This is a genomic window from Staphylococcus sp. FSL K6-0223 (assembly GCF_038008285.1).
Genome location: NZ_JBBOYX010000002.1, coordinates 838,478 through 864,009, shown reverse-complemented (window position 1 = coordinate 864,009; position 25,532 = coordinate 838,478). Strand labels below are relative to the sequence as shown.

At 32.1% G+C, this 25,532-nt stretch carries 17 protein-coding genes and 1 pseudogene; 14 read left to right on the top strand and 4 right to left on the bottom strand.

The features are described from left to right. The first annotated feature begins 81 nt into the window (after nt 1-81). The 4 genes from addB to MHI13_RS15000 all read left to right on the top strand — a co-directional run bounded on the left by addB (nt 82) and on the right by MHI13_RS15000 (nt 8,927). A complete protein-coding gene (addB, locus tag MHI13_RS15015; protein ID WP_340761433.1) occupies nt 82-3,549 on the top strand; it encodes a helicase-exonuclease AddAB subunit AddB in 3,468 nt (1,155 codons plus the stop codon). Beyond that, nucleotides 3,549-7,205: a helicase-exonuclease AddAB subunit AddA gene (gene addA, locus MHI13_RS15010; RefSeq protein WP_064210350.1), complete on the top strand. Its 3,657-nt coding sequence runs from the start codon at nt 3,549-3,551 to the stop codon at nt 7,203-7,205. The genes addB and addA overlap by 1 nt, the downstream gene beginning before the upstream one ends. A 198-nt stretch (nt 7,206-7,403) precedes the next feature. Beyond that, a complete protein-coding gene (locus MHI13_RS15005) occupies nt 7,404-8,309 on the top strand; it encodes a fumarylacetoacetate hydrolase family protein (protein WP_002433262.1) in 906 nt (301 codons plus the stop codon). Between the two features lie 216 nt (nt 8,310-8,525). After that, nucleotides 8,526-8,927, top strand: a complete 402-nt coding sequence (locus MHI13_RS15000; RefSeq protein WP_002433419.1) for a YisL family protein — start codon at nt 8,526-8,528, stop codon at nt 8,925-8,927. Between the two features lie 134 nt (nt 8,928-9,061). Here MHI13_RS15000 and MHI13_RS14995 read toward each other — a convergent pair whose 3' ends face one another. Next, on the bottom strand, nt 9,062-10,378 hold the full coding sequence (locus MHI13_RS14995) for a CoA-disulfide reductase (RefSeq protein WP_064210348.1): 1,317 nt from the start codon (nt 10,376-10,378) through the stop codon (nt 9,062-9,064). 81 nt (nt 10,379-10,459) lie between these two features. Then, entirely contained in the window at nt 10,460-11,281 is an 822-nt protein-coding gene (locus MHI13_RS14990; RefSeq protein WP_340761429.1) for a Cof-type HAD-IIB family hydrolase, read from the bottom strand. A 112-nt stretch (nt 11,282-11,393) separates the two neighbouring features. On the opposite strand from MHI13_RS14990, the gene MHI13_RS14985 reads away from it, so the two are divergent. The 4 genes and pseudogenes from MHI13_RS14985 (at nt 11,394) to MHI13_RS14970 (ending at nt 17,962) form a co-directional block, all read left to right on the top strand. Further along, the gene (locus MHI13_RS14985) at nt 11,394-11,702 is read left to right on the top strand and encodes a metal-sulfur cluster assembly factor (RefSeq protein WP_002433201.1); all 309 of its coding nucleotides are present in this window, start codon (nt 11,394-11,396) and stop codon (nt 11,700-11,702) included. A 462-nt stretch (nt 11,703-12,164) separates the two neighbouring features. After that, on the top strand, nt 12,165-13,985 hold the full coding sequence (locus MHI13_RS14980; RefSeq protein WP_064210347.1) for an acyltransferase family protein: 1,821 nt from the start codon (nt 12,165-12,167) through the stop codon (nt 13,983-13,985). 245 nt (nt 13,986-14,230) lie between these two features. Further along, nucleotides 14,231-16,843 (top strand): ATP-dependent chaperone ClpB, encoded by a 2,613-nt coding sequence (gene clpB, locus MHI13_RS14975; protein WP_064210346.1) that lies wholly within the window; start codon nt 14,231-14,233, stop codon nt 16,841-16,843. Nucleotides 16,844-17,445: 602 nt separating this feature from the next. Continuing rightward, nucleotides 17,446-17,962: pseudogene (locus MHI13_RS14970) on the top strand (YbhB/YbcL family Raf kinase inhibitor-like protein). 111 nt (nt 17,963-18,073) lie between these two features. On the opposite strand, the gene MHI13_RS14965 reads toward MHI13_RS14970, so the two are convergent. Further along, nucleotides 18,074-18,268, bottom strand: coding sequence for a YjzD family protein (locus MHI13_RS14965; protein WP_002433216.1), 195 nt, complete (start codon nt 18,266-18,268; stop codon nt 18,074-18,076). Nucleotides 18,269-18,573: 305 nt separating this feature from the next. Here MHI13_RS14965 and MHI13_RS14960 point away from each other — a divergent pair, with 305 nt between their 5' ends. Both MHI13_RS14960 and fabF read left to right on the top strand, forming a co-directional pair. Beyond that, nucleotides 18,574-19,515 (top strand): beta-ketoacyl-ACP synthase III, encoded by a 942-nt coding sequence (locus MHI13_RS14960; protein WP_002433345.1) that lies wholly within the window; start codon nt 18,574-18,576, stop codon nt 19,513-19,515. A gap of 11 nt (nt 19,516-19,526) precedes the next feature. Next, complete coding sequence (fabF, locus tag MHI13_RS14955) at nt 19,527-20,771, top strand: beta-ketoacyl-ACP synthase II (protein ID WP_064210345.1); 1,245 nt, start codon at nt 19,527-19,529, stop codon at nt 20,769-20,771. A gap of 56 nt (nt 20,772-20,827) precedes the next feature. Here the strand turns inward: fabF and MHI13_RS14950 are convergent, their stop codons facing one another. Beyond that, nucleotides 20,828-21,199 (bottom strand): DUF3899 domain-containing protein, encoded by a 372-nt coding sequence (locus tag MHI13_RS14950; protein ID WP_064210344.1) that lies wholly within the window; start codon nt 21,197-21,199, stop codon nt 20,828-20,830. A 352-nt stretch (nt 21,200-21,551) separates the two neighbouring features. On the opposite strand from MHI13_RS14950, the gene opp3b reads away from it, so the two are divergent. The 4 genes from opp3b to MHI13_RS14930 are packed head-to-tail and all read left to right on the top strand — an operon-like array spanning nt 21,552 to nt 25,520. Continuing rightward, nucleotides 21,552-22,475 carry an oligopeptide ABC transporter permease gene (gene opp3b, locus MHI13_RS14945; RefSeq protein ID WP_153019916.1) on the top strand — a complete coding sequence of 308 codons (924 nt, stop codon included), beginning with the start codon at nt 21,552-21,554 and terminating at the stop codon, nt 22,473-22,475. After that, a complete protein-coding gene (gene opp3C / locus MHI13_RS14940) occupies nt 22,476-23,498 on the top strand; it encodes an oligopeptide ABC transporter permease (RefSeq protein WP_047796029.1) in 1,023 nt (340 codons plus the stop codon). Between the two features lie 14 nt (nt 23,499-23,512). Continuing rightward, nucleotides 23,513-24,595 carry an ABC transporter ATP-binding protein gene (locus MHI13_RS14935; protein ID WP_064210343.1) on the top strand — a complete coding sequence of 361 codons (1,083 nt, stop codon included), beginning with the start codon at nt 23,513-23,515 and terminating at the stop codon, nt 24,593-24,595. After that, on the top strand, nt 24,582-25,520 hold the full coding sequence (locus tag MHI13_RS14930; RefSeq protein ID WP_064210386.1) for an ABC transporter ATP-binding protein: 939 nt from the start codon (nt 24,582-24,584) through the stop codon (nt 25,518-25,520). Before MHI13_RS14935 ends, MHI13_RS14930 begins: the two co-directional genes overlap by 14 nt. Nucleotides 25,521-25,532 lie beyond the last annotated feature (12 nt).

The following is a 25,532-nucleotide window of genomic DNA, read 5'->3' as shown; positions in this document are numbered from 1 at the left end:
TATAGACGTCTCCATTTTTTATTAATATTAGAACCTAACTTTGATGTGATAATATAAAGGATAAAGGAGTGAGGGAATGTTATGGAATTAAATACATATATCGGTAGAGCTGGTACGGTCAAATCAGCTTCGATGTTAAATTATATAAAGAACGAAATGAAACATGATCCTTTAGGCGATCCCATCGTATTAATCGCTCCAACTCAGAGTACATTTCAATTAGAACAAGCTTTTGTAAATGATTCAGAACTTAATGGAAGTTTGAGAACAGAAGTCCTTCACTTTGAAAGATTAAGTCATCGTATTTTTCAAGAAGTGGGAGGATATACAGAACAGAAATTATCTAAAGCTGCTATGCAAATGATGATTTATCATATCGTTCAACAATATGATTCAGAACTCAAATTATACCGTTCTCAATCTAAATATTATGGCTTTAGTGAAAAACTTGCTGAACTGATTCAAGATTTTAAAAAATATAGTGTTACACCGGATCATTTAGATCAATTTATTACAGAACATCAATTACAAACAAGAACGCAACATAAACTAGAAGATATTACTCTAATTTATAAAGAATTAGAATCTCGCATGAGCGGTGAATTTATAACTACTGAGGATAGTTTAGAACGTTTTATTGACCAAATGTCTAAATCTGAGTGGCTCAAACGAGCAGAAATATTTATCGATGGTTTCTACAACTTCTCAACACTTGAATATAGGATTATTGAAGCTTTAGTACAACATGCTAAGAGTGTCACAGTTCTACTAACAACAGATGGTAATCAAGACCCATTCAGTCTATTTAGAAAGCCATCAGAAGTTTTAACACATCTTGAAGACATTGCGAATCAATTAAATATTCACTTAAATAAAACCTTATTTCAACAAAAGTTTCGATTTGAAAATGATGATCTCAAACATTTAGAAAGTGATTTTGATGCTTTGCAAATGACACCTCAATCTCATTCAAATCATGTGGAAATACTTGAATCTTCAAATATGCGTGAAGAAGTAAATGAATTAGCAAGACGAATTATTAAAGATGTTCGTGATCATCATTTGAGATTTCAAGACATTGCTATCTTATATCGTGACGAATCATATGCATATTTATTCGAATCTATTTTTTCTTTATACGACATTCCCTTTAATATCGATACTAAAAAGTCAATGTCACACCATCCAATTATGGAAATGATTCGTTCTTTAATAGAGGTCATACAGTCAAATTGGAATATTAACGCAATGTTGCGTTTATTTAAAACAAATGTACTAACTTCACAATTTAAGAATAGTAGCTACTTAATAGATTTATTGGAGAATTTCGCATTAGAGCGCGGTGTATATGGTAAACGTTGGTTGGATGAGGAAGTATTTCATGTTGACCAATTTAATAAAATGGGACGTAAATCTCATGCTCTAACCCCTCAAGAAAAAGAAACTTACGAAGAGGTAGTTCGTTTAAAGAATAATGTCATTGATAAAGTTCTTTACTTTGAAAAAGCGATGAGTGACGCTACCACTGTGAGAGATTTCGCGACTGCTTTTTACGAAAGTATGGAATATTTTGAGCTGCCAAACCAACTCATGACTGAGAGAGATGAGTTAGATGTAGAAGGTAAGCATCAACAAGCGGAGGAAATCGATCAAATTTGGAACGGATTTATTCAAATTTTAGATGATTTGGTAACAGTTTTTGATACTCAAGAGATGACTTTGAAACAATTTCTTGAAGTGTTTGATATAGGATTAGAGCAACTAGAATTTGTCATGATACCACAGACCTTAGATCAGGTAAGTATCGGTACAATGGATTTGGCTAAGGTCGATAATAAACGACATATATACATGGTAGGTATGAATGATGGTTCATTACCTCAACCGGTATCTTCATCTAGCTTGATTACAGATGAAGAAAAGAAATATTTTGAACAAAATGCACAAATTGAACTAAGTCCGACATCAGATATTTTACAAATGGATGAAGCATTTGTTTGTTATATTGCTATGACACGCGCACGAGAAAAAGTAACTTTTTCATATAGTTTGATGGGAAATTCAGGCGATGAAAAAGAAATAAGTCCATTTTTATCACAAATTAAAGATTTATATCATCATTTAGATATAGTTAATATTCAACAAGAACATGAAGAACAACCAATAAGTCTTATGCAACATGTGCATCAAACTAAAATTGAATTATTTGATGCATTGCGTACATGGTTAGACCATGAGGACGTGGATATAAGATGGCTAGATGCATACCAAGTGATTCGAGATGATGAGCAATTAAATGATGGATTGGATTATCTTATCACTTCTCTAACTTATGATAATGAAACAGTACAATTAAATGAGACACTCACAAAGCAATTGTATGGAACAACTATTAATGCAAGTGTGTCACGTTTTGAAGGCTATCAACAATGTCCATTTAAGCATTATGCCTCCCATGGTTTAAGGTTAAATGAACGTTCGAAATATGAATTACAAAACTTTGATTTAGGAGATATATTCCATTCAGTGCTCAAACATATTTCTGACCGTGTAGAAGGTGACTTTAAAAACTTAGATCGTAAGAAGATTAAAGCGCTAACTGAAGAAGCATTAGAGTTGATACTGCCTAAAGTTCAATTCAACTTATTGAATTCAACAGCCTACTATAAGTATTTATCTAGAAGAATAGGTTCTATAGTAGAAACAACTTTAAATGCATTAAAGTATCAAACAGGCTTTTCAAAATTTATACCGCAAAGGTTTGAGACAGGATTCCGAAAATCACCTAGAAATAAAGATGAATTAGTTGCGCAACCTCTACATACTAAACAGGGAATCCCAATTAACATAAGAGGTCAAATCGATCGGATTGATACGTATACTAAAGGCGATCACAGTTATGTAAATATCATTGATTATAAATCTTCAACTGGTAGTGCGACTTTAGATTTAACGAAGGTGTACTATGGTTTGCAAATGCAAATGATGACTTACATGGACATCGTCTTACAAAATAAAGATAGATTAGAACTTACTGATATCGTTAAACCTGGTGGATTACTTTATTTCCATGTCCATGAACCACGTATTAAATTTGATAACTGGTCTAAAATTGATGAAGATAAATTAAATAAAGAACTAATTAAAAGTTTCAAAATGAGTGGTCTTGTAAATAGTGATGAGGAAGTAATAGATGCTTTAGATAAGCGTTTGGAACCAAGCTTTAATTCAGATATCGCCCCAATTGGTTTAACTACTAAAGGTGCCATAAGTAAGAATACGAGTCGTGTAGCGAATGAAAACGTTATTCGTCAATTTATTCAGCACAACAAAAATAACTTTATCGATACGGCTACTCACATTATGGATGGCCATACAGAGGTAGCCCCTTTAAAATATAAAAATACTTTACCATGTCAATTCTGTAGTTATCAGTCAGTATGTCATGTGGATAGTATGATAGATAGTAAACGCTATAGAACTGTAGACGAGTCTATTAAACCTATAGAATTAATCCAAAATATGATTGACGAAGGTGGTGACCAGTGATGATACCAACTAAACCTAATGACGTAATTTGGACTGACGCACAGTGGCGTAGTATATACGCTAAAGGTCAAGATGTACTCGTCGCTGCTGCCGCTGGTTCAGGTAAAACTGCCGTATTAGTTGAACGTATTATTCAACGTATTCTCCGAGATAATATGGACGTTGATCGTTTACTAGTTGTAACATTTACAAATTTGAGTGCGCGTGAAATGAAGCATCGCGTAGATCAACGTATTCAAGAAGCTTCTCTTGCAGAACCTGAAAATGAACATTTAAAAAATCAACGTGTTAAAATTCATCAGGCTCAAATTTCCACATTACACAGTTTTTGTTTAAAATTAATTCAACAACATTACGATGTTTTAGATATTGATCCTAATTTTAGAACAAGTAGTGAAGCTGAGAATGTCTTATTATTAGATCAAACAATTGACGATGTTCTTGAACGTCATTATGACATTTTAGACTCAGATTTTATCGAGTTAACTGAGCAATTATCCTCAGATAGAAATGATGACCAATTTAGAAATATTATTAAACGTTTGTACTTCTTTAGTATTGCGAATCCTAATCCATTCGAATGGTTAGATCAGTTATCTCAACCTTATAAAAATGAAAGCCAACAAGATCAATTGCTGAAATTACTTAATGATTTGGCAATGATATTTCTTAAAGCTGCTTATGAAGAGATTATAAAAAGTTTTAATTTGTTCTCAATGCTCGACAATGTGGAAAAGCAATTAGAGGTAGTGGAAGATGAACACCGCTTTGTTTCTAAAGTGATCGAAGGTGACATGATTAATTCTGAATTATTAGTCTCACATGAATTTGTGAGCCGTTTCCCTTCAATTACCAAAAAGATTAAAGAAGCAAATGAAGGTATGGAAGAAGCGTTAGATGACGCTAAGAAACATTACGATAAATACAAAAGTCTAGTTAGTGACGTAAAAAATGATTATTTTTCAAGAAGTGCTGAAGATTTGAAGTTAGATATGCAGAAATTGGCTCCCAGAGTAGCCTATTTAGCTCAAATCGTAAAAGATGTGATAGAGGAATTTAGCAAGCAAAAACGAAGTCGTAATTTATTGGACTTTGCAGATTATGAGCATTTTGCCTTGCAAATACTCACTAATGATGATGGTACGCCTTCACATATCGCAAAAACGTATCAAGAACATTTTGAAGAAATCCTAGTGGATGAGTATCAAGATACAAACCGTGTTCAAGAAAAGATTTTATCTTGTATTAAAACAGGTGAAGAGTACAACGGAAACCTATTTATGGTAGGTGATGTTAAGCAATCAATCTATAAATTTAGACAAGCTGATCCAAGTCTATTTATTGAAAAATATAATCGGTTCACTAGTGAAGGGGAAGGTACAGGTATGGTCATCGACCTATCTCAAAACTTCCGTTCTAGACAAGAGGTACTGTCTACCACAAATTATTTATTCAAACATATGATGGACGATAACGTAGGAGAAATAATATATGATGATGCGGCTCAATTATATTATGGAGCACCATACGATCAAACTGATAAACCTGTACAACTTCGTGCATTAATTGAAGCGGGTAAAGAAACGAGTGAATTGACAGGAAGTGAGCAAGAAGCCAATTACATCGTAGAACAAGTAAAAGATATAATTGCAAATGAACAAGTATTTGATATGAAGACTGGAACATATAGAAGTGCAACATTCAAAGATATTGTAATACTTGAGAGAAATACTGATAATGCGCGTAATTTGCAACAAGCTTTTAAAAATAGTGATATTCCATTCCATGTGAAAAGTAAAAAAGGATATTTTGAACAAACTGAAGTACAACTTGTTTTATCATTTTTAAAAACTGTTGATAATCCTTTACAAGATATTTATTTAGTAGGGCTCATGCGTTCAGTTATTTATCAATTTACTGAAGATGAATTAGCAGAAATTAGAGTAGTTAGTCCTAACGATATTTATTTTTATCAATCGATTCAAAATTATATTGAGGATGATAATTCTAAAACTCATTTAGTTCATAAACTACAAAGATTTATAAAAGATATAAAAAATTATCAAGATTATAGTCAAAATCAACCTGTTTATCAGCTAATAGATAAATTTTATAACGACCATTTCGTAATACAGTACTTTAGTGGTCTTATTGGTGGTAAAGGTCGACGTGCAAACCTTTATGGCTTAATTAATAAGGCTATCGAGTTTGAGAACTCTAGCTTTAGAGGTTTATTCCAATTTATTCGATTTATTGATGAATTGATTGATAGAGGAAGAGATTTCGGTGAAGAAAATATAGTTGGACCAAATGATAATGTTGTTAGAATGATGACCATTCATAGTAGTAAAGGATTAGAGTTTCCGTTCGTTATTTATTCAGGACTTTCTAAAAAATACAATGAAAAAGACCTGACTCAGCCTGTAATTCTAAACCAACAATACGGATTGGGAATGGATTATTATGATACTGATAAAGAAATGGTTTATCCATCATTATCCTCAGCAGCCTATCGCGCTATTAATAGAAAAGAACATATTTCTGAAGAAATGCGTCTTATTTATGTAGCATTAACTCGTGCTAAAGAACAATTAATTTTAATAGGTAGAGTCAAAAAAGAACAAGAATTGACAGAACTTGAACAATTACCTATATCTGCAGATCTTATTGCAGTGAATGAGCGCTTGACGGCTAAAAATTCATTTAAATTTATTTACAGTATTTTATCCAAACATCAATCAGCATCTTTACCTGATGATCAGAAATTCGAACGAGATATTGAAACACTTAATTCTGAAGTGAAACCACGTGTAACGATTACAATTGATCACTACGAAGATGTATCTACAGAAGAGGTCACGCCTGAAAATGAACGTCGAACAGTTAACGATATTGACGACATTAACAGTGGAAATGATGACGTAAAAGCTAAGATTCACCATCAATTAGCTTATAGATATCCTTATCAAGAAGATACTTTGAAACCTTCAAAGCAGTCAGTATCTGAACTTAAACGTCAACTTGAAACTGAGGAAAGTGACACAAATTATGATAGAGTTAGACAATACCGTATCGGCGTAGCAACATATGAACGACCAAGATTTTTAAGTGAAAATAAGAAACGTAAAGCCAATGAAATTGGTACGTTAATGCACACAGTCATGCAACATCTTCCTTTTAATGAAACAAGATTAACAAGAGAAGAGCTAGATTCATATGTTGATAAGCTGATTCAACTTAATATCATTGAAGAGGATGCCAAAGCTGATATTAAATATGATGATATTATGAGATTTATTGAAAGTTCATTGTATTTGCAAATTGCACAAGCAGACAAAGTATATACTGAATTGCCGTTTGTAGTTAATCAAGCTAAGGTCGATCAATTACCTGAAGATAATCAAGATGTTTCAATTATCCAAGGTATGATTGATTTAATTTTCCAAAAGGATGGAAAATACTATTTCGTTGATTATAAAACAGATGCATTTAATCGACGAAAAGGAATGACTGATGATGAGATTGGTCAACAACTCAAACAGAAATATCAAATCCAAATGGAGTATTACCGTAATACGTTAGAAACTATACTCAAACAGCCGGTTCAAGGTTATCTATATTTCTTTAAATTTGGTATGTTAAAGATAGATGAATAAAAATGTGTTTCAATTAGTTAGAATAAATATTCGCTATGTCAGTCATAAGTGTAAGGCTTATGATGACGTAGCGTTTTTATTTATTGATATCAAATATCCTATTAAGAAATTTCTTAATTTTCTTATTTATATGTTTGTTATTTGAACTTAGATATAGTTATAATATGTAATAAGATATAGATGAGGAGTTGATTATGAATGAAATTTTTATCATTCAAACACAATGACAGAACTTCATACGGGGTAAAAGTTAAACGTGAAGATGCTGTTTGGGATTTACCAATGGTTTTTGCTGAATTTGGTGAAGAAGATTTTCATCCCAAAACATTACTACAAGGATTACAACAAAACCAGACTTTAGATTTTCAAGAACAAGTACGTAAAGCAGTTGTGGCTGCTGAAGATAGCGGTAGAGAAACAGAGTTTAAAATTTCGTTTAATGATGTAGAGTTTTTACCTCCAGTTACACCTCCAAATAATGTTATTGCATTTGGGCGTAATTACCAAGATCATGCGAGCGAATTAAATCATGAAGTTGAACGTTTATATGTATTTACTAAAGCTGCTTCATCTTTAACTGGTGATGAATCAACAATTCCTAATCATAAAGATATTACAGACCAATTAGATTACGAAGGTGAACTTGGTATTGTCATTGGTAAATCAGGTGAGAAGATTCCTAAAGGTTTAGCTTTAGATTATATCTATGGTTATACAATTATTAATGATATAACTGACCGCACAGCTCAAAATGCGCATGACCAAGCATTCTTATCTAAAAGTTTAACTGGTGGCTGTCCAATGGGACCTTATATCGTCACTAAAGATGAATTACCAACCCCTGAAAATGTTAACATCGTAACTAAAGTGAACAACGATATCCGTCAAGATGGTAACACTGGACAAATGATTCTTAAAATTGATGAGTTAATTGAAGAAATTTCTAAATATGTAGCACTACACCCTGGTGATATTATCGCGACAGGTACACCAGCAGGCGTAGGAGCAGGTATGGAACCGCCACAATTCTTGCAACCTGGTGATGAAGTTAAAGTTACAATTGATAACATTGGTACGTTAACGACTTACATTTCAGAAAAATAATTAATTACTACTAAATTTTAAAAGCTTGTTGTATATAGATAGGCTGTCGATAAAATTACTTTTATCGACAGCTTTTTAGATTTGAGTTAACTCATCATTTATATGTCTTACTACATACAAAATAATAGAGTTATAAAATTTAAAAGTGCTGCTACATTTATAATTTCTAAATATGTTATGATAGTTGAGAAAATAAATATATGGGGGGACACAAGCATGTTACATGTCCATATCTTAAGTTGGGTATTAGCAATAGTATTATTTATCGCAACTTATTTAAACTTTTCAAAAATACAAGGTCCTTCACCTTACTTTAAACCATTACATATGGCATTAAGACTATTTATGTTACTCACATTATTTACTGGTTTCTGGGAATTAATTAAAGAATTTATCGCAGCAGCTCATGGCGATGGCGGAAACCATATGTTACTTACTTTGAAAATGCTATGTGGTTTAGCGGTTATTGCTTTAATGGAAGTAACCATTGCTAAAAGAAAGAAAAAAGAAGAAGGACATAAATTCTTTTGGATTACAATCGCGCTAATTATTATAACAATGGCTATTGGCATTATCTTGCCATGGGGCCCATTAACTAAAATGTTTGGTTTAGGTTAAAGTAATTAAAACAAGAAACTGCGTCTATACGTCATTGTATAGTACGCAGTTTTTTTATGTTCTTTTGGTTACATTATAGATTTTAAATATTACTTTATTAGATAGAGCAAGGTTATGAGCGATGTAAATGTGCTTTATCTAGCTTTGTAACCAATCATATTAATTAAATCTTTTGGGTGACTATATGGTGGAGCATAAGCAACTTCAAATTCTGTTAATTCATCAACTGTCATATGGTTCATCATTGCTATAGACAAGACATCAATTCTTTTATCTACGCCTTCTTGTCCAACTGCAGCGGCGCGTAAAAGTTTACGTGAAGTTTTGTCATAATATACTCTTAAATGTAGGGGAGTATTTCCTGGGTAATAACCAGCATGAGCTCCTTGTTTAACTTCTACCATTTCATAATCAAAATGAGAAAGTTCATTTGGTTTAACACCCACACTTGCGAATGTATAATCAAAGAATTTAACAATATTAGATCCTAAATACCCTTTAAATGTAATTGATTTATCTCCAGCTAATTGTTCTGCAATAATGCTAGCCCCTCTGTGTGCTCCCCATGCCAATGGTACTTGAGCTTGTAAATCAACATGTCGATAAAATGAAGTTATAACATCACCTAAAGCGTAAATATTGGGTATATTTGTTTGAAATTTATCATTTACTGGTATGAAGCCATGATCATCTAAGTGAATATTAGAAGATTTAATAAAGTTCGAATGCGGATGTGTTCCTACGCCTTCAATAATAAGGTCGTATTTTTCAGTTATCCCAGATGTAAAAGTAACTTCATTACCTTTAATTTGATGGATTTCTTCGTCAAATCTGTAAGAGATATTTCTTTTTTCTAATTCATCGATAATAGGGTGATTCATATCTTGATCCATTAGTTTATTAATTTGCTCTGAACGATGAATTAATGTGACGTCGAGCCCACGGGTATATAAGTTCTCTAATACTTCTAGTGATATATAACCAGCACCGACTACCAACGCGTTTTTAGCATGGTTATTAGAGATAAACTGATCAATTGCATCAGTATCTTCTAAATTTCTTAAATTAAATGAAATATTGCTATCAAATCCTAGATTATTAGCCCCAGCACCAGGACTTAAAATAAGCGTGTCATATGATTCTTCAAATGTTTCTCCGGTTTGTCTATTCACAACAGTGACTGTTTGATGCTTATCATTAATTTCAGTTACTTCATGATAGGTTTTAACTTTAATTTGCTTTTTATCATAAAATGATTCTGGTGTATAAGCTAATACTTTTTCCCTTTCAGTAACAAGCTGACCAATATAATAAGGTAGGGCACAGTTAGCAAAGCTCATATCTCTATCTTTCTCAAATACAATAATCTCGCTTTCTTTATCTAAACGACGAATCTGACTAGCGCAAGTTGCACCGCCTGCAACAGCACCAATAATGATTATTTTATTCAAATTGTGAACTCCTTTTATAAAAAATTAAAAAAATAAAAAGGGATACATCATCCATGTCATCCCCTTTAATACTTATCTTTATTAATAATAACGAATATTTAAATCAAAGAACTCATTTAAATAGCGACCTATACCATCTTCGTTATTACTATATGTCGTATCATTTGCGACATCTTTTAATTCCTGTAAACCGTTATTCATTGCAATACCATGTGATGCATATTTAATCATTTCTATATCATTATCTTCATCACCGAAAGCAATCACTCGTTCATCTGCGACATTAAGATACTGTTTAACGCATTTGATGCCTCGTGCTTTATTAATACCACGTTTAACGATTTCTATAACAGGAAATGGTGCACCCCAACGACGATGTTCAATATTCTCAGCGTAGAAATGAGTTAACATATCCTTTATTTTAGGAATATTATCTTCTTCTGCTTCAACAAGTAAAGAAGTTGGAGGTTCTGTTAGTTGCTCTAATAAATTACCTGTTTGTATTTTAGGATTCCCCATTGAAAATCCTTCAAATAGGCGTGGATCATGATTATTAATGAATACATAATCGTTTACTTCAGCTATGATATTTGTAACATGAGATTGTTGAAGGGCAGTTATTATATTTTTTGAAATTTCTACATCTAAAACTTCATGTATTGTAGTAAAATCGTTAGCTTTAGGATGATGGACGTAAGCGCCATTGAAATTGACAACCGGTGTATTCATATTTAATTCATGATAATAGATTTGACTCGCTCTATATGGACGACCAGTAGCAATCATAATATGATGGCCACGTTGTTGTAGTTCAGTTAAAACTTGTTTTGTATAGGATGAGATTTCTTTGTTGTCATTTAATAATGTTCCATCTAAATCTAGACAAATTAAATAAGGTTGCATATAAGACTCCTTGTGTATCAATTGTTCATGTAACAGTATCATAGCATTTTATTGGCGTTTTGTCGGATATTTGATATATTAGTATAAAGATAATTTTAAAGAGGTGATACTAATGGAGGAAGCATTAAAAGATAGTATCCTAGGGGCTCTTGAAATGGTAATCGACCCTGAATTAGGCATTGATATTGTCAATTTAGGTTTAGTATATAAAGTTGATGTAGACGATGAAGGTCTATGCACAGTTGAAATGACTTTAACTTCTATGGGCTGTCCTTTAGGACCACAAATTATTGAACAAATTAAAGGTGTATTAGCAGAAATTCCTGAGATTTCTGATACAGAAGTAAACATTGTTTGGAATCCGCCTTGGAATAAAGACATGATGTCTCGTTATGCTAAGATTGCTCTCGGTGTTGGATAACTAATAAATGACTAGGAATAGTTACACATTTTTACTTTTAAAATGTGTGTAGCTATTCTTTTTTGTTTAAACATATAAAATTTTTTATGATAGCGCTATTTAAGATTAAAGTGAGTTAAGAAATTTTTAATAAATTGACATTACTATTTAAATTGAATTAATGTTACAAATATATTACAATACATAAGACTTACTACATTTCGGGAAATGAAAATTCTTGCATAAAAGAGTTTAGATTTGCGCGTTATATAGTGCATGTTTAATGAAAATGTGAGGTATTTGACATAAATTTATTAAGTTAATAAGAATGAAACAGTAATTTTCAATATTTAATATGTATGGAAAATTGAATAAGAAGTGTATTAGATGAACTGAAAAGCATTTGTTTTATCATGGGAAATTATAAAAAGCTCAATTTAACTGTCTAACGAATTAACTACTTATAGGGAATGAATGTTAACAATGGAAAAAGAATTAAAGAAAGGTCATCAACGCGGTAAAAAAATGCGTTATATGCCTGGACTTGATGGTTTGCGAGCAATTGCTGTTATTGGAATTATAATATATCACTTAAATAAAAAATGGCTTACTGGCGGTTTTTTAGGAGTGGATACATTCTTCGTAATTTCTGGTTATTTAATTACTAGTTTATTATTAAAAGAATACGAAGAAACTGGAATAATTAATCTCAAAAATTTCTGGATTAGACGTATAAAGAGATTGTTACCCGCAGTTTTAGCATTGCTAATTGTTGTTGGACTTGCAACACTGATACTTGAACCGGATAATATTGTAAGAGTTAAACATGATATTGTTGCAGCGATATTCTATGTTTCAAACTGGTGGTATATTGCTAAAGATGTTAATTACTTTGAACAATTTTCATTTATGCCATTAAAACATCTGTGGTCACTGGCTATTGAAGAACAATTCTATTTGTTCTTTCCTGCGATATTGATATTATTATTGCTTACGATTAAGAAATATAGAAATGTGGCAGTAATATTTTGGATTATATCATTAGTATCACTTTTATTGATGGTAATTATCTCACAGCCACATATGAATCACTCACGTGTCTATTTTGGTACAGATACCAGATTACAAACGCTTTTATTAGGTGTACTTCTTGCATTTATGTGGCCACCATTTAAACTCAAGACTCAACCACCTAAAGCATTAAGAGCAACAATTGATACTGCTGGAATAGTCGGGTTAATATTTTTATTCATTCTATTCCTTACCGTTAAAGATGATAGTGATTGGATTTATAACGGTGGATTTTATATTATTTCAACGATGACCTTGCTTATTATAGCAAGTGTAGTCCATCCTGCAACTTTAGTTTCTAAAGTATTAGGTAATCCAATTTTTGTTTATATAGGCAAACGTTCATATAGCTTGTATTTATGGCATTTTGCAGTGATTAGTTTTATCCATAGTCACTATATAGATGGTCAAATACCAATATATGTCTATCTACTTGATATCATTTTAACGGTAGCGTTAGCTGAGTTATCTTATCGATACGTCGAAACACCATTTAGAAAGCAAGGTTTCAAAGCATTTGCTATAAACAAACGTTTCAAGCCTCAGTTTATTAGAACAATTATTACGATTGTATTAGCTTTGCCACTTATTTTAATACTTGCAGGTGCGTTTGATAAATTAGGTAAAGATAACATTAATGATAAAGCGCAAACATTTAACACTAGCGAAAATGATAAATATCTTATCCGTATGTTACCTATCGATGACATTAAACTTACTGCTGACGGAAGAACTGAAGAGGGTAAAGAGGATGAAGTATATTCTAATATTAAACCATTGCTAATTGGTGACTCGGTCATGGTAGATATAGGTGAGCAATTTAAATCTAGAGTTCCTAAAGCAAATATTGACGGTAAAGTAGGAAGAAATTTATATCAAGCATTACCTTTAGTAGATAGTAATTATAAACATTATAATCAGCCTTCAGATCAAGTTGTCCTTGAATTAGGTACAAATGGTGATTTTACTGAAGATCAACTTGATAATTTAATCGAAAAATTTGGTAAAGCTCAAGTGTATCTCGTGAACACTAGAGTACCTCGTTCATATGAAGGCCATGTAAATGAATTAATGGCTGATGCTGCTAAAAAACATAAAAATGTAAAACTTGTTGATTGGTATCAACGGTCAGAGGGGCATACAGAGTATTTTGCTCCTGATGGTATTCACCTTGAAAATAGTGGTGTTGAAGCACTCACTGATGAAATTCTAAAAAATATGAAAAAGAAATAGCTCGTATTAAGAAACTAGTTTGACGTTAATCAGCTAACGTTAGGCTAGTTTCTTTTTTATAATTTGAGGTATAAAGTTATTAGATATTAAAGAAATCATTTTCAAAATTAATGGAGAAAAAGGTCAAAAAATAAGCGCAAATTGTTGAATATCGATTAAAGAGGGACTATAATATAGTTAAGGTCAAAGAAAGTCAAAGTCAAAAATCAATTTTGACCTACTCTAAATAATAGAGGTGATAACAATTGGATATTAATCAAATGACTTACGCTGTTCAAGGAGCTTTACAAAAAGCCGTTGAAGCAAGCAAAGAATATGAATTACAAAATATTGAAATCGAAGCTTTATTAAAAGCTGCTTTAGAAGAAAATGAAAGTTTGTTTAAAAGCGTATTAGAAAGAGCAAATGTTGATGTTGATCAATTATCGAAAGCTTATGAAAATAAATTAAAAAATTATCCAACAGTACAAGGCGATAATGTTCAATATGGTCAGTATATAAGTCAAAAAGCGAATGATTTACTAAATAAAGCTGAAACTTATATGAAAGAATATGATGATGAATTTATTTCTATGGAACATTTATTGCGTGCTGCTATGGATATTGATGAAACGACTCAACAATATGTTGGAAATAAAACTGAAGTTATTAAAGAAATCATTACTAAAATTAGAGGAGGAAATCATGTGACATCTCAAAATCCTGAAGTAAATTACGAAGCTTTAGAAAAATATGGTCGCGACTTAGTAGAAGAAGTTCGCCAAGGAAAAATGGATCCTGTTATTGGTAGAGATGAAGAAATACGTAACTCTATCCGTATTTTAAGTCGTAAAACTAAAAACAATCCCGTACTTATTGGTGAGCCCGGTGTAGGTAAAACAGCTATAGTTGAAGGTCTAGCACAACGTATAGTTAAAAAAGACGTTCCTGAATCATTGTTAGATAAAACCATTTTCGAATTAGATTTAAGTGCCTTAGTAGCTGGAGCGAAATATAGAGGGGAATTCGAAGAACGACTTAAAGCTGTGCTTAAAGAAGTAAAAGAATCAGAAGGTCGAATTATTCTCTTTATTGACGAAATTCACATGTTAGTAGGCGCTGGTAAAACTGATGGCGCAATGGACGCTGGAAATATGCTTAAACCAATGTTAGCACGTGGTGAATTGCATTGTATTGGAGCAACTACACTTAATGAGTATCGAGAATATATTGAGAAAGATTCCGCTTTAGAACGTCGATTCCAAAAAGTTGGTGTGAGTGAACCTGATGTAGAAGATACTATATCCATTTTACGTGGTTTGAAAGAACGCTATGAAGTTTATCATGGTGTGCGTATTCAAGACCGCGCTCTAGTTGCAGCTGCAGAATTATCCGATAGATATATAACTGATAGATTCTTACCTGATAAAGCAATTGACTTAGTCGATCAAGCTTGCGCTACAATTCGTACTGAAATGGGATCTAACCCAACTGAATTAGACCAAGTCAACCGTCGTGTAATGCAATTAGAAATTGAAGAAAGTGCTTTAAAAAACGAATCTGACAACGCAAGTAAACACCGTTTAGAGGAGTTACAAGAAGAGTTATCTAATGAAAAAGAAAAACAAGCATCTTTACAATCTCGTGTAGAACAAGAAAAAGAAAAAATTGCAAAAGTACAAGAAAAACGTGCAGAATTAGACCGTAGCCGACAAGCATTAGAAGATGCTCAAACTAAAGGCGACCTTGAGAAAGCTGCGGAACTACAATATGGTACAATTCCTCAATTAGAAAAAGAATTAAAAGAATTCGAAGAGGCTTACCAAGACGAGACAGGTGAGGATAGCGAAAGAATGATTCGTGAAGTTGTATCAGATGAAGAAATTGGAGATATTGTAAGCCAATGGACAGGTATTCCAGTATCTAAACTTGTAGAAACTGAACGTGAAAAACTTCTTAGCTTAAGTGACATCTTACACGAACGTGTCGTTGGCCAAGACAAAGCAGTAGACTTGGTTTCTGATGCAGTAGTTAGAGCACGTGCAGGTATCAAAGATCCAAATAGACCTATTGGTAGCTTCTTATTCTTAGGACCAACAGGTGTAGGTAAAACTGAATTAGCTAAATCACTTGCTGCTTCACTATTTGATTCTGAAAAACACATGATTCGAATTGATATGAGTGAATATATGGAAAAACATGCAGTCTCTCGTTTGATTGGTGCCCCTCCAGGCTATGTTGGTCATGATGAAGGCGGACAATTAACTGAAGCAGTTAGACGAAATCCTTATTCAGTTATTTTATTAGATGAAGTAGAAAAAGCGCACAGCGATGTCTTCAATGTGCTACTTCAAATATTAGATGAAGGTCGACTTACTGACTCTAAAGGACGCAGTGTTGATTTCAAAAATACAATTATCATCATGACAAGTAATATTGGATCACAAGTGTTACTTGAAAACGTTAAAGACGCTGGAGAAATTAGCGAAAGTACTGAGAAAGCGGTAATGGATAGTTTACATGCTTATTTCAAACCTGAAATCTTAAACCGTATGGATGATATTGTATTATTTAAACCATTATCAGTTAGTGATATGAGTATGATTGTCGATAAAATCTTAACTCAATTAAACATTAGATTATTAGAGCAACGAATCTCAATTGAAGTATCTGATAAAGCTAAAAAATGGCTAGGTGAAGAGGCTTATGAACCACAATTCGGTGCTAGACCATTAAAACGCTTTGTTCAAAGACAAATCGAAACACCACTTGCCCGCATGATGATTAAAGAAAGCCTACCTGAAGGTACAACAATTAAAGTAGATTTAAATTCTGACAATGAATTACAATTTGACATTGAAAAACCAGAAAGAATTTAATTAAATAGAATGAATCAAACAAAGATCCAAGAAAGTGTGTGCAAGTCACTTTCTTGGATTTATTTTTTAAAGTTGCTCTTTCTTTATAAATGATTTAAATGTATCAATAAAATTCTCCAAATATTTGGTTTTCTTTCTATAATAAATATAAGTATAAGAGACAGGAGGAACAATATGTTCTGATTTATTAATTAATAAGTTGAAATCGTTTATATATTATCTTGCTATACTATATCTGGGTACTTAGCTTCTAGATATTTAATAGAATATTTAAACTTTAAATATCTTTCGGAGATATCTTTATTAGCGTTTTTAGTGTTATTTTTTTACTGGTCAAATAAAATTAATTTTAATAAGTATGGTATTTTTAGGTATATCTTCAGGATTAACCCGACCTCAAACTATAAAAGGAATATCAAATACTTCTTATTTAAAGCAAGTTTTAAATAATGCTGAAAACTTATACTTCATTATAAATACATCTTTTTTTATATTAGGTGGTTATTTATATTCTCTAGGATCCATTTAATACGTTCTATTGTATATATTGATGCTTTATATCATTTATATAATAATAATTTTATTACTAAGGAGAAGACAACATGAAAATCAACACTAATTTTAACAACAACATTATACCTTATGACTATGCTGCAGGTGCACAACCTACTCAACTAATACATAATAACCCAATTAAATCTTTTCCATTTACTGTAGAAGATTTACCATTCGGTACAAAATATATTGCTTGGACATTAATAGATTATGATGCTATTCCAGTATGTGGCTTCCCGTGGATTCATTGGGCAGTTGCTAACGTGAGTGTAAATAGCGATACAATAGATATTGTTGAAGACCTTTCTAGAATTAAAGGTGACTTTGTACAAGGTAAGAACAGCTTTGCAACAGGTTTATTAGCTGAAGACTTTTCAGATATTGAAAATCATTATGTAGGGCCTACGCCTCCAGACAAAGATCATTACTATGAACTTGTAGTTTATGCTTTAAGTGAAAAGCTTAATTTAAAAAATACCTTCTATGTTAAATGAATTATTACATCAAGTTGATTCTAAATTATTAGATAAAGCAAAAATTAATTTAGTAGGTAGAAAAGTTTAAGGGATAGGGCATCTTCCTCATAAACAATAATAAAACTTCATTTTGGTAAAAAAAAGACGAGAATACGTATGAACAATTAAGTCATCGTATCTCGTCTTTTTATAAATATTACTATGAATCGTATTGATCTGAACCTTTGCTTGGTTTCATAACCGCACCTAAAATAGCGATAAAAATTGTGAATACAACAGCCATAATGATTGGATTAATTACATTAAGCGCTGGACCACTGTTAAGGCTATTCAATACGAAGTTAACCATTTCAAGCAACAATACTGCCCAAATAAATGTCATGAGGTATTTCATTGCCTATAACCTCCGCTTATAAAATCGATAACTCTATTTTAAGTGAAATATTTAAGTTTGTATAGTAGTAATCAAGGATTAAGTCCTATAATTTTAACCTTTTTAGGATTAAGGATATCATATAATTATTATGAGCAAATTGTTGTTATTAATCACTTAAGCTATTTAAAGGTTTTGAGGTCATAGATATGCCTAAAACGCTACTTTTGAAAAGAGGTATAAAAATGAATCTACTTGAGTTTGAAAACAAAAATGTGTTAAATTAATACCTGGTATTAAAAAATTATTTAAGAAGGTGTACGACCATGAACGTGGGTATTAAAGGTTTCGGTGCTTATGCTCCGGAAAACATTGTAGACAATGCCTATTTTGAACAATTTTTAGAAACTTCAGATGAATGGATTTCTAAAATGACTGGTATTAAAGAAAGACACTGGGCAGATGAAGATCAAGACACATCTGACTTAGCGTACAATGCGAGTGTAAAAGCAATTGAAGATGCTGGTATTCAACCAGAAGATATAGACATGATTATTGTAGCAACTGCAACAGGCGATATGCCGTTTCCAAGCGTAGCTAATATACTACAAGAACGTTTAGGAACTGGCAAAGTAGCAACTATGGATCAACTTGCTGCTTGTTCTGGATTTATGTATTCAATGATTACTGCTAAACAATATATTCAATCTGGTGATTATAAAAATATATTAGTTGTAGGTGCTGACAAACTATCCAAAATAACGGATTTAACTGACCGTTCAACTGCTGTCTTATTTGGTGATGGTGCTGGTGCAGTAGTGATGGGTGAAGTTTCTGAAGGCCGTGGAATCATCAGTTATGAAATGGGTTCTGATGGTAGCGGTGGAAAATATTTATATTTAGACAAAGAAACTGGTAAATTAAAAATGAATGGCAGAGAAGTATTTAAATTTGCTGTAAGAATCATGGGTGATGCATCAACACGTGTAGTAGATAAAGCAGGTTTAACGTCAGATGACATTGATTTATTTATCCCTCATCAAGCAAATATTCGCATTATGGAATCTGCGAGAGAGAGATTGGGTATAGAAAAAGAGAAAATGAGTGTTTCGGTGAATAAATATGGTAATACTTCAGCTGCTTCTATACCTTTAAGTATCAATCAAGAGTTACAAAACGGAAAAATTAAAGATGACGATACTTTAGTCTTAGTTGGCTTCGGCGGAGGCTTAACATGGGGCGCAATCGTTATCAAATGGGGAAAATAGGAGGATAACGTATGAGTAAAAATAATAGAGTTGTTATAACGGGTATCGGAGCCTTATCTCCAATCGGTAACGATGCTAAAACAACATGGGCAAACGCATTAAAAGGAGTAAATGGTATCGATAAAATTACACGTTTAGATACCGAAAATTATAATGTTCATCTAGCAGGTGAGCTAAAGGACTTTAATATTGAAGATCATATTGATAAAAAAGAAGCACGTCGTATGGATCGTTTCACACAATATGCCGTTGTTGCTGCGAGAGAAGCGGTACAAGATGCGAAGTTAGATATCAATGATCAAACAGCTAATAGAATTGGTGTTTGGATTGGTTCAGGTATTGGTGGCATGGAAACATTTGAAACTGCGCATACTACACTTGTTGAAAGAGGCCCACGTCGTGTAAGCCCGTTCTTTGTACCAATGTTAATTCCTGACATGGCAACTGGACAAGTTTCAATAGACTTAGGTGCTAAAGGTCCAAATGGTGCTACGGTTACAGCTTGTGCAACTGGTACAAATTCAATTGGTGAAGCATTTAAAATCATCCAGCGTGGTGACGCTGATGCGATGATTACAGGTGGTACTGAAGCTCCAATTACTCACATGGCAATTGCTGGGTTTAGCGCAAGTCGAGCTTTATCTACAAATGATGATAAAGAAACAGCTTGTCGCCCATTCCAAGAAGGCCGTGATGGTTTTGTCATGGGTGAAGGTGCAGGTATCGTGGTTATTGAATCATTAGATTCTGCTAAAGCGCGTGGAGCTGAAATTTATGCTGAAATCGTTGGTTATGGTTCTACTGGAGATGCATATCATATCACAGCACCAGCTCCAGAAGGTGAAGGTGGTTCAAGAGCTATGCAAGCTGCCTTAGACGATGCAGGTATTGAAGCAAAAGACGTTCAATACTTAAACGCGCATGGTACGAGTACGCCTGTAGGCGATTTATATGAAGTTAAAGCTATCCAAAATACATTTGGAGAAGCTGCAAAATCTCTAAAAGTAAGTTCAACAAAATCAATGACTGGTCACTTATTAGGTGCAACAGGTGGTATTGAAGCCATCTTCTCAGCACTATCAATTAGAGACTCTAAAGTCGCACCTACCATTCACGCGGTCACACCAGATGAAGAATGCGATTTAGATTTCGTTCCTAATAAAGCTGAAGACTTAGATATTACTTACGCTATGAGTAATAGTTTAGGCTTCGGTGGACATAATGCTGTATTAGTATTTAAGAAATTTCAAGACTAATTGTATATAAATAAAAATCTTCAAGTGAGTTTATAGATGGCTCACTTGAAGATTTTTTATATGGAAAAAGAAATAACAATAGCTAAAACTAAATATAAGAGATTAATAATCAATATAGGGATCACCCATGAAGAAATCATGTAGTGGTCCTTTTTAGCGTGTTTAGGGTTAAAAAACTCATCATCTTTTATGGTTTGGTTTTTCTTAGATGAAGAAAGTTGAAATTTTAAACGACGAAAACCATAACTGGTTGTATCGAAAATTCCTTCTTGAACGATGAGTAAAGCAAAAACGATTATAAAAATGATTAAGGATACATAAAATATAATATTAATGAAATCTAAAAGTTTATGTTTGGTGAATAACCAAATGACAAGTGATAATAATGGTGTCATTGCAATTCCTATTCGTACTGATTTAAAAAACATAGACGCACACCTCCATTGTGTATAATATACATTTTTTACCTTAACGATAGAATTTCGAAATGTAGTATTAAATTTTAAGGATTGTTTATCACCGAGTAGGATAGACATTACCCTAAAAGATTTTATATCGATTAATCTATTCTTAGAAAAAATGCAAAGAATAAAAAAATAATTATCCTAAAAGCGGTGCTGTATAGTTAAAAACAGGATCGTTTTTTTAGGAGAAATTTCAGAATTTGTTAAAAACCACATAAGAATTAGTAAAATTAAAAAATATATCAGAAAAATATTGCGTATAATATAAGTTGCTATTTATAATATACATAATATTCTGAAAAAAGGAGTGGTAAAATTGAAATCGTATTTTTTAAAACGTTTGGGATATATGTTTGTTTCTTTATTCATAATTATCAGCATAACTTTTTTCTTAATGAAATTGATGCCTGGTTCACCTTTCAATGATGCAAAATTATCTCCTGAACAAAAGCAAATATTAGCGGAAAAATATGGATTAAATGACCCAGTTGGTGTTCAATATCTAAACTATTTGAAAAATGTAGTAAGTGGAGACTTCGGGAATTCTTTTCAATATCACAATCAGCCGGTTTGGGATCTAATAAGCCCTAGGTTAATTCCATCATTAGAAATGGGATTGATTGCAGTGATAATTGGTATTTTACTAGGTTTATTTCTTGGTGTAATAGCAGCGATAAAACAAAATACATGGATAGATTATTTAGCGACTACTGTTTCAGTAATCGCTGTCTCAGTTCCTTCATTTGTTTTAGCAGTACTTTTGCAAAACGTTTTTTCAGTTCAATTAAGATGGTTTCCAGTTGCTGGGTGGGAAGGACTACCTACAATAGTTTTACCATCTTTGTCTCTATCAGCTATCGTTATGGCTACTGTTTCAAGGTATATCAGATCTGAAATGATTGAAGTACTTAATTCTGATTATATTCTTTTAGCTTATGCTAAAGGAGTGCCTCAATATAAAATTATCTTTGTACATGCTTTGAGAAATGCATTAATACCGGTAATTACTGTCATAGTTCCTATGACTGCTAGCATAATGACTGGAACATTAACAATTGAAAATATTTTTGGTGTACCAGGATTAGGTGATCAATTCGTAAGATCTATAGCTACTAATGATTTCTCTTTAATTATGGCAATTACCATATTATTTAGTTCATTCTTCATAGTATCTATATTTGTAGTTGATATTTTGTACGGAATAATTGATCCAAGGATTAGAGTTAAAGGAGGTAAATAGATGAGTAAAAGTAATTTAATAAATAATTTTAGTGATAAAGACTTTACCTTCAAAAATAAAAAAACAGTAGAAGATAATATAATAACTAGAAAATCTAAAAATTTTTGGCAAGACGCTTGGACACAAATGAAAAGAAATAAACTAGCTATAGTAGGATTAGTAGGACTTATAATAATTATTCTTTTAGCTTTGATAGGTCCTTCAATAAGTAAGTATGATTATGCAGATCAAAATATTCAATATAGAAATCTTCCAGCTAAGATGCCGGTTTTAGATAAAGTGAAATTTCTTCCATTCGATGGTATTGATTTTAATGGAGACAATACATATAAAAAAGGAAATGTTAATGAAAAATTTTGGTTCGGTACTGATCAATTAGGAAGAGACTTATGGGCTCGCACTTGGAAAGGTACTCAAGTATCTTTATTTATTGGTATAGTAGCAGCAATTTTAGACATATGTGTAGGTGTTATGTATGGTGCTATATCAGGTTATTATGGTGGCAAGATAGATATGGTTATGCAAAGAATTATTGAGATTTTAGCTTCAATTCCTACTTTGATAATAGTGATATTGTTTGTATTAATATTTGAACCTTCTATTTGGACTATTATTTTAGCAATGACCGTTACTGGTTGGTTAGGTATGAGTAGAGTAGTTCGTGGAGAATTTATAAAGTTAAGAAATCAAGAGTACGTATTAGCATCGAAAGCATTGGGTGCTTCAAATTTAAGAATTATTTTTAAACATATATTACCGAATACTCTTGGAGCAGTAATAGTTACCTCTATGTTTACCATTCCAAATGCAATATTTTTTGAAGCTTTTTTGAGTTTTATTGGAATAGGTGTGCCAGCACCTAAAACTTCTCTTGGTTCACTAGTGAACGATGGTAGAGCAATGTTACTAATTCACCCACATGAACTATTTATACCTGCAACAATATTGAGTTTATTAATTTTATTCTTTTATTTATTTAGTGATGGATTGCGTGATGCATTTGATCCCAAAATGCGTAAGTAAGGAGGTATGAGTTGATGGTTAACAAAATACTAGATGTTAAAAATTTAAAAGTCTCTTTTTTTATTGAAGATGGTGAAATACAAGCAGTTAGAAATGTAGATTTTCATGTTTTAGAGGGAGAAACATTGGCCATTGTAGGTGAGTCAGGTTCTGGAAAATCAGTAGTTACTAAGGCAATTACTAAATTATTTGATACAAATATAGGGAAAATAAAAAAAGGTGAAATTTTATTTTTAGGAGATAATTTAGCTATTAAAAATAATAAAGAATTAAGTAAAATACGAGGGAAAGAAATCTCGATGATTTTTCAAGATCCTATGACTTCACTTAATCCTACTATGAAAATAGGAAAACAAATCATGGAACCCCTAATATATCATAAGAAGCTGAATAAAAAAGATGCGAAAAATAGGGCTTTGGAGTTATTAAATTTAGTAGGAATAGATAAAAGCGAAGAAATTTTTAATTCATATCCACATCAGTTTTCTGGTGGTCAACGACAAAGGGTTGTTATCGCTATCGCTTTAGCATGTGAACCAAAGTTATTGATTGCTGATGAACCAACTACAGCCCTTGATGTTACTACTCAAATTCAAATTCTAGACTTGATGAAGGAAATACAAAAGAAGATTAATACATCTATTATATTTATAACTCATGATTTAGGTGTTGTAGCAAATATAGCTGATAGAGTAGCTGTAATGTATGCAGGGGAAATTGTTGAAACTGGCAGTGTTGAGGAAATATTTTATGATTCACGGCATCCATATACTTGGGGATTATTATCATCAATGCCTGATTTAGATTCAAAAGATAATGAAACCTTACTTTCAATACCTGGTACACCTCCCGATTTGCTTAACCCGCCTAAAGGGGACGCTTTTTCGAGAAGAAGTGATTATGCTATGGAGATTGATTTTAAAAAAGAACCACCTTTATATGCTATATCTCCAACACATAACGTTAAATCTTGGTTGTTAGATGAAAGAGCAGCAGAGGTAGATCCTCCTATTGTTGTTAAAAGAAAAAGAAGAAAAATGCCACTAAATTACAAAATGCCACGGTTATTGAGTGAGGTGTCAGCTGGTGGAGAATAAAAGAGTTCTATGTGAAATTAAAAACATAAGTAAAACTTATAATTTAAAAAAAATAAATAAAAAGAAAGCTTTAAATAATGTTTCATTTGAAATTTTTAAAGGTGAGACATTTGGAATAGTAGGGGAATCAGGATGTGGAAAGTCTACATTAGGTAAAATTATAATAAATTTAATCAATAATGATGATGGCGAAGTAATATTTGATAAACAAGAAATACATAATTTAAAAAGAAAAAAAGACTTTTTGAAAGTAAATAAGCGTATTCAAATGATATTTCAAGATCCTTATGCCTCACTTAATCCGAGAATGAAAATAATGGACATTATAGCTGAGGGCATAGATATACATAAATTAGCAAAAAATAAAATTGAAAGAGAACAAAGAGTATATGAATTATTAGCTAAAGTGGGATTAAATAAAGAGCATGCTAATAGATATCCACATGAATTTTCTGGTGGACAAAGGCAAAGGATAGGTATTGCTAGAGCGTTAGCAGTTGAACCAGAATTTATAATTGCCGATGAACCAATATCTGCATTAGATGTTTCTATCCAAGCGCAAATAATAAACCTACTATTAAAATTACAAGAAGAAGAAGGATTAACAATTTTATTTATTGCACATGATTTATCTATGGTTAAGTATATCTCCGATAGAGTTGCAGTAATGCATTCAGGGGAAATAGTTGAAATTGGTTCTTGTGATGAAATATTTATGAATCCATTGCACGAGTATACTAAATCATTATTTAATTCAATACCCAAATTAGATCCTAATTACGAAAAAACACGTATCAATAATATTTATGAAGATACTGATCAAGAAATTGAAAAATCTTTGTACGAGATTAACTCGCAGCATTTCATACTTACTACTGAAAAGCGAGCAAGAGAAATACAGGCATCTACGAAAATATCAAAGTAGATTAAGAGAGGC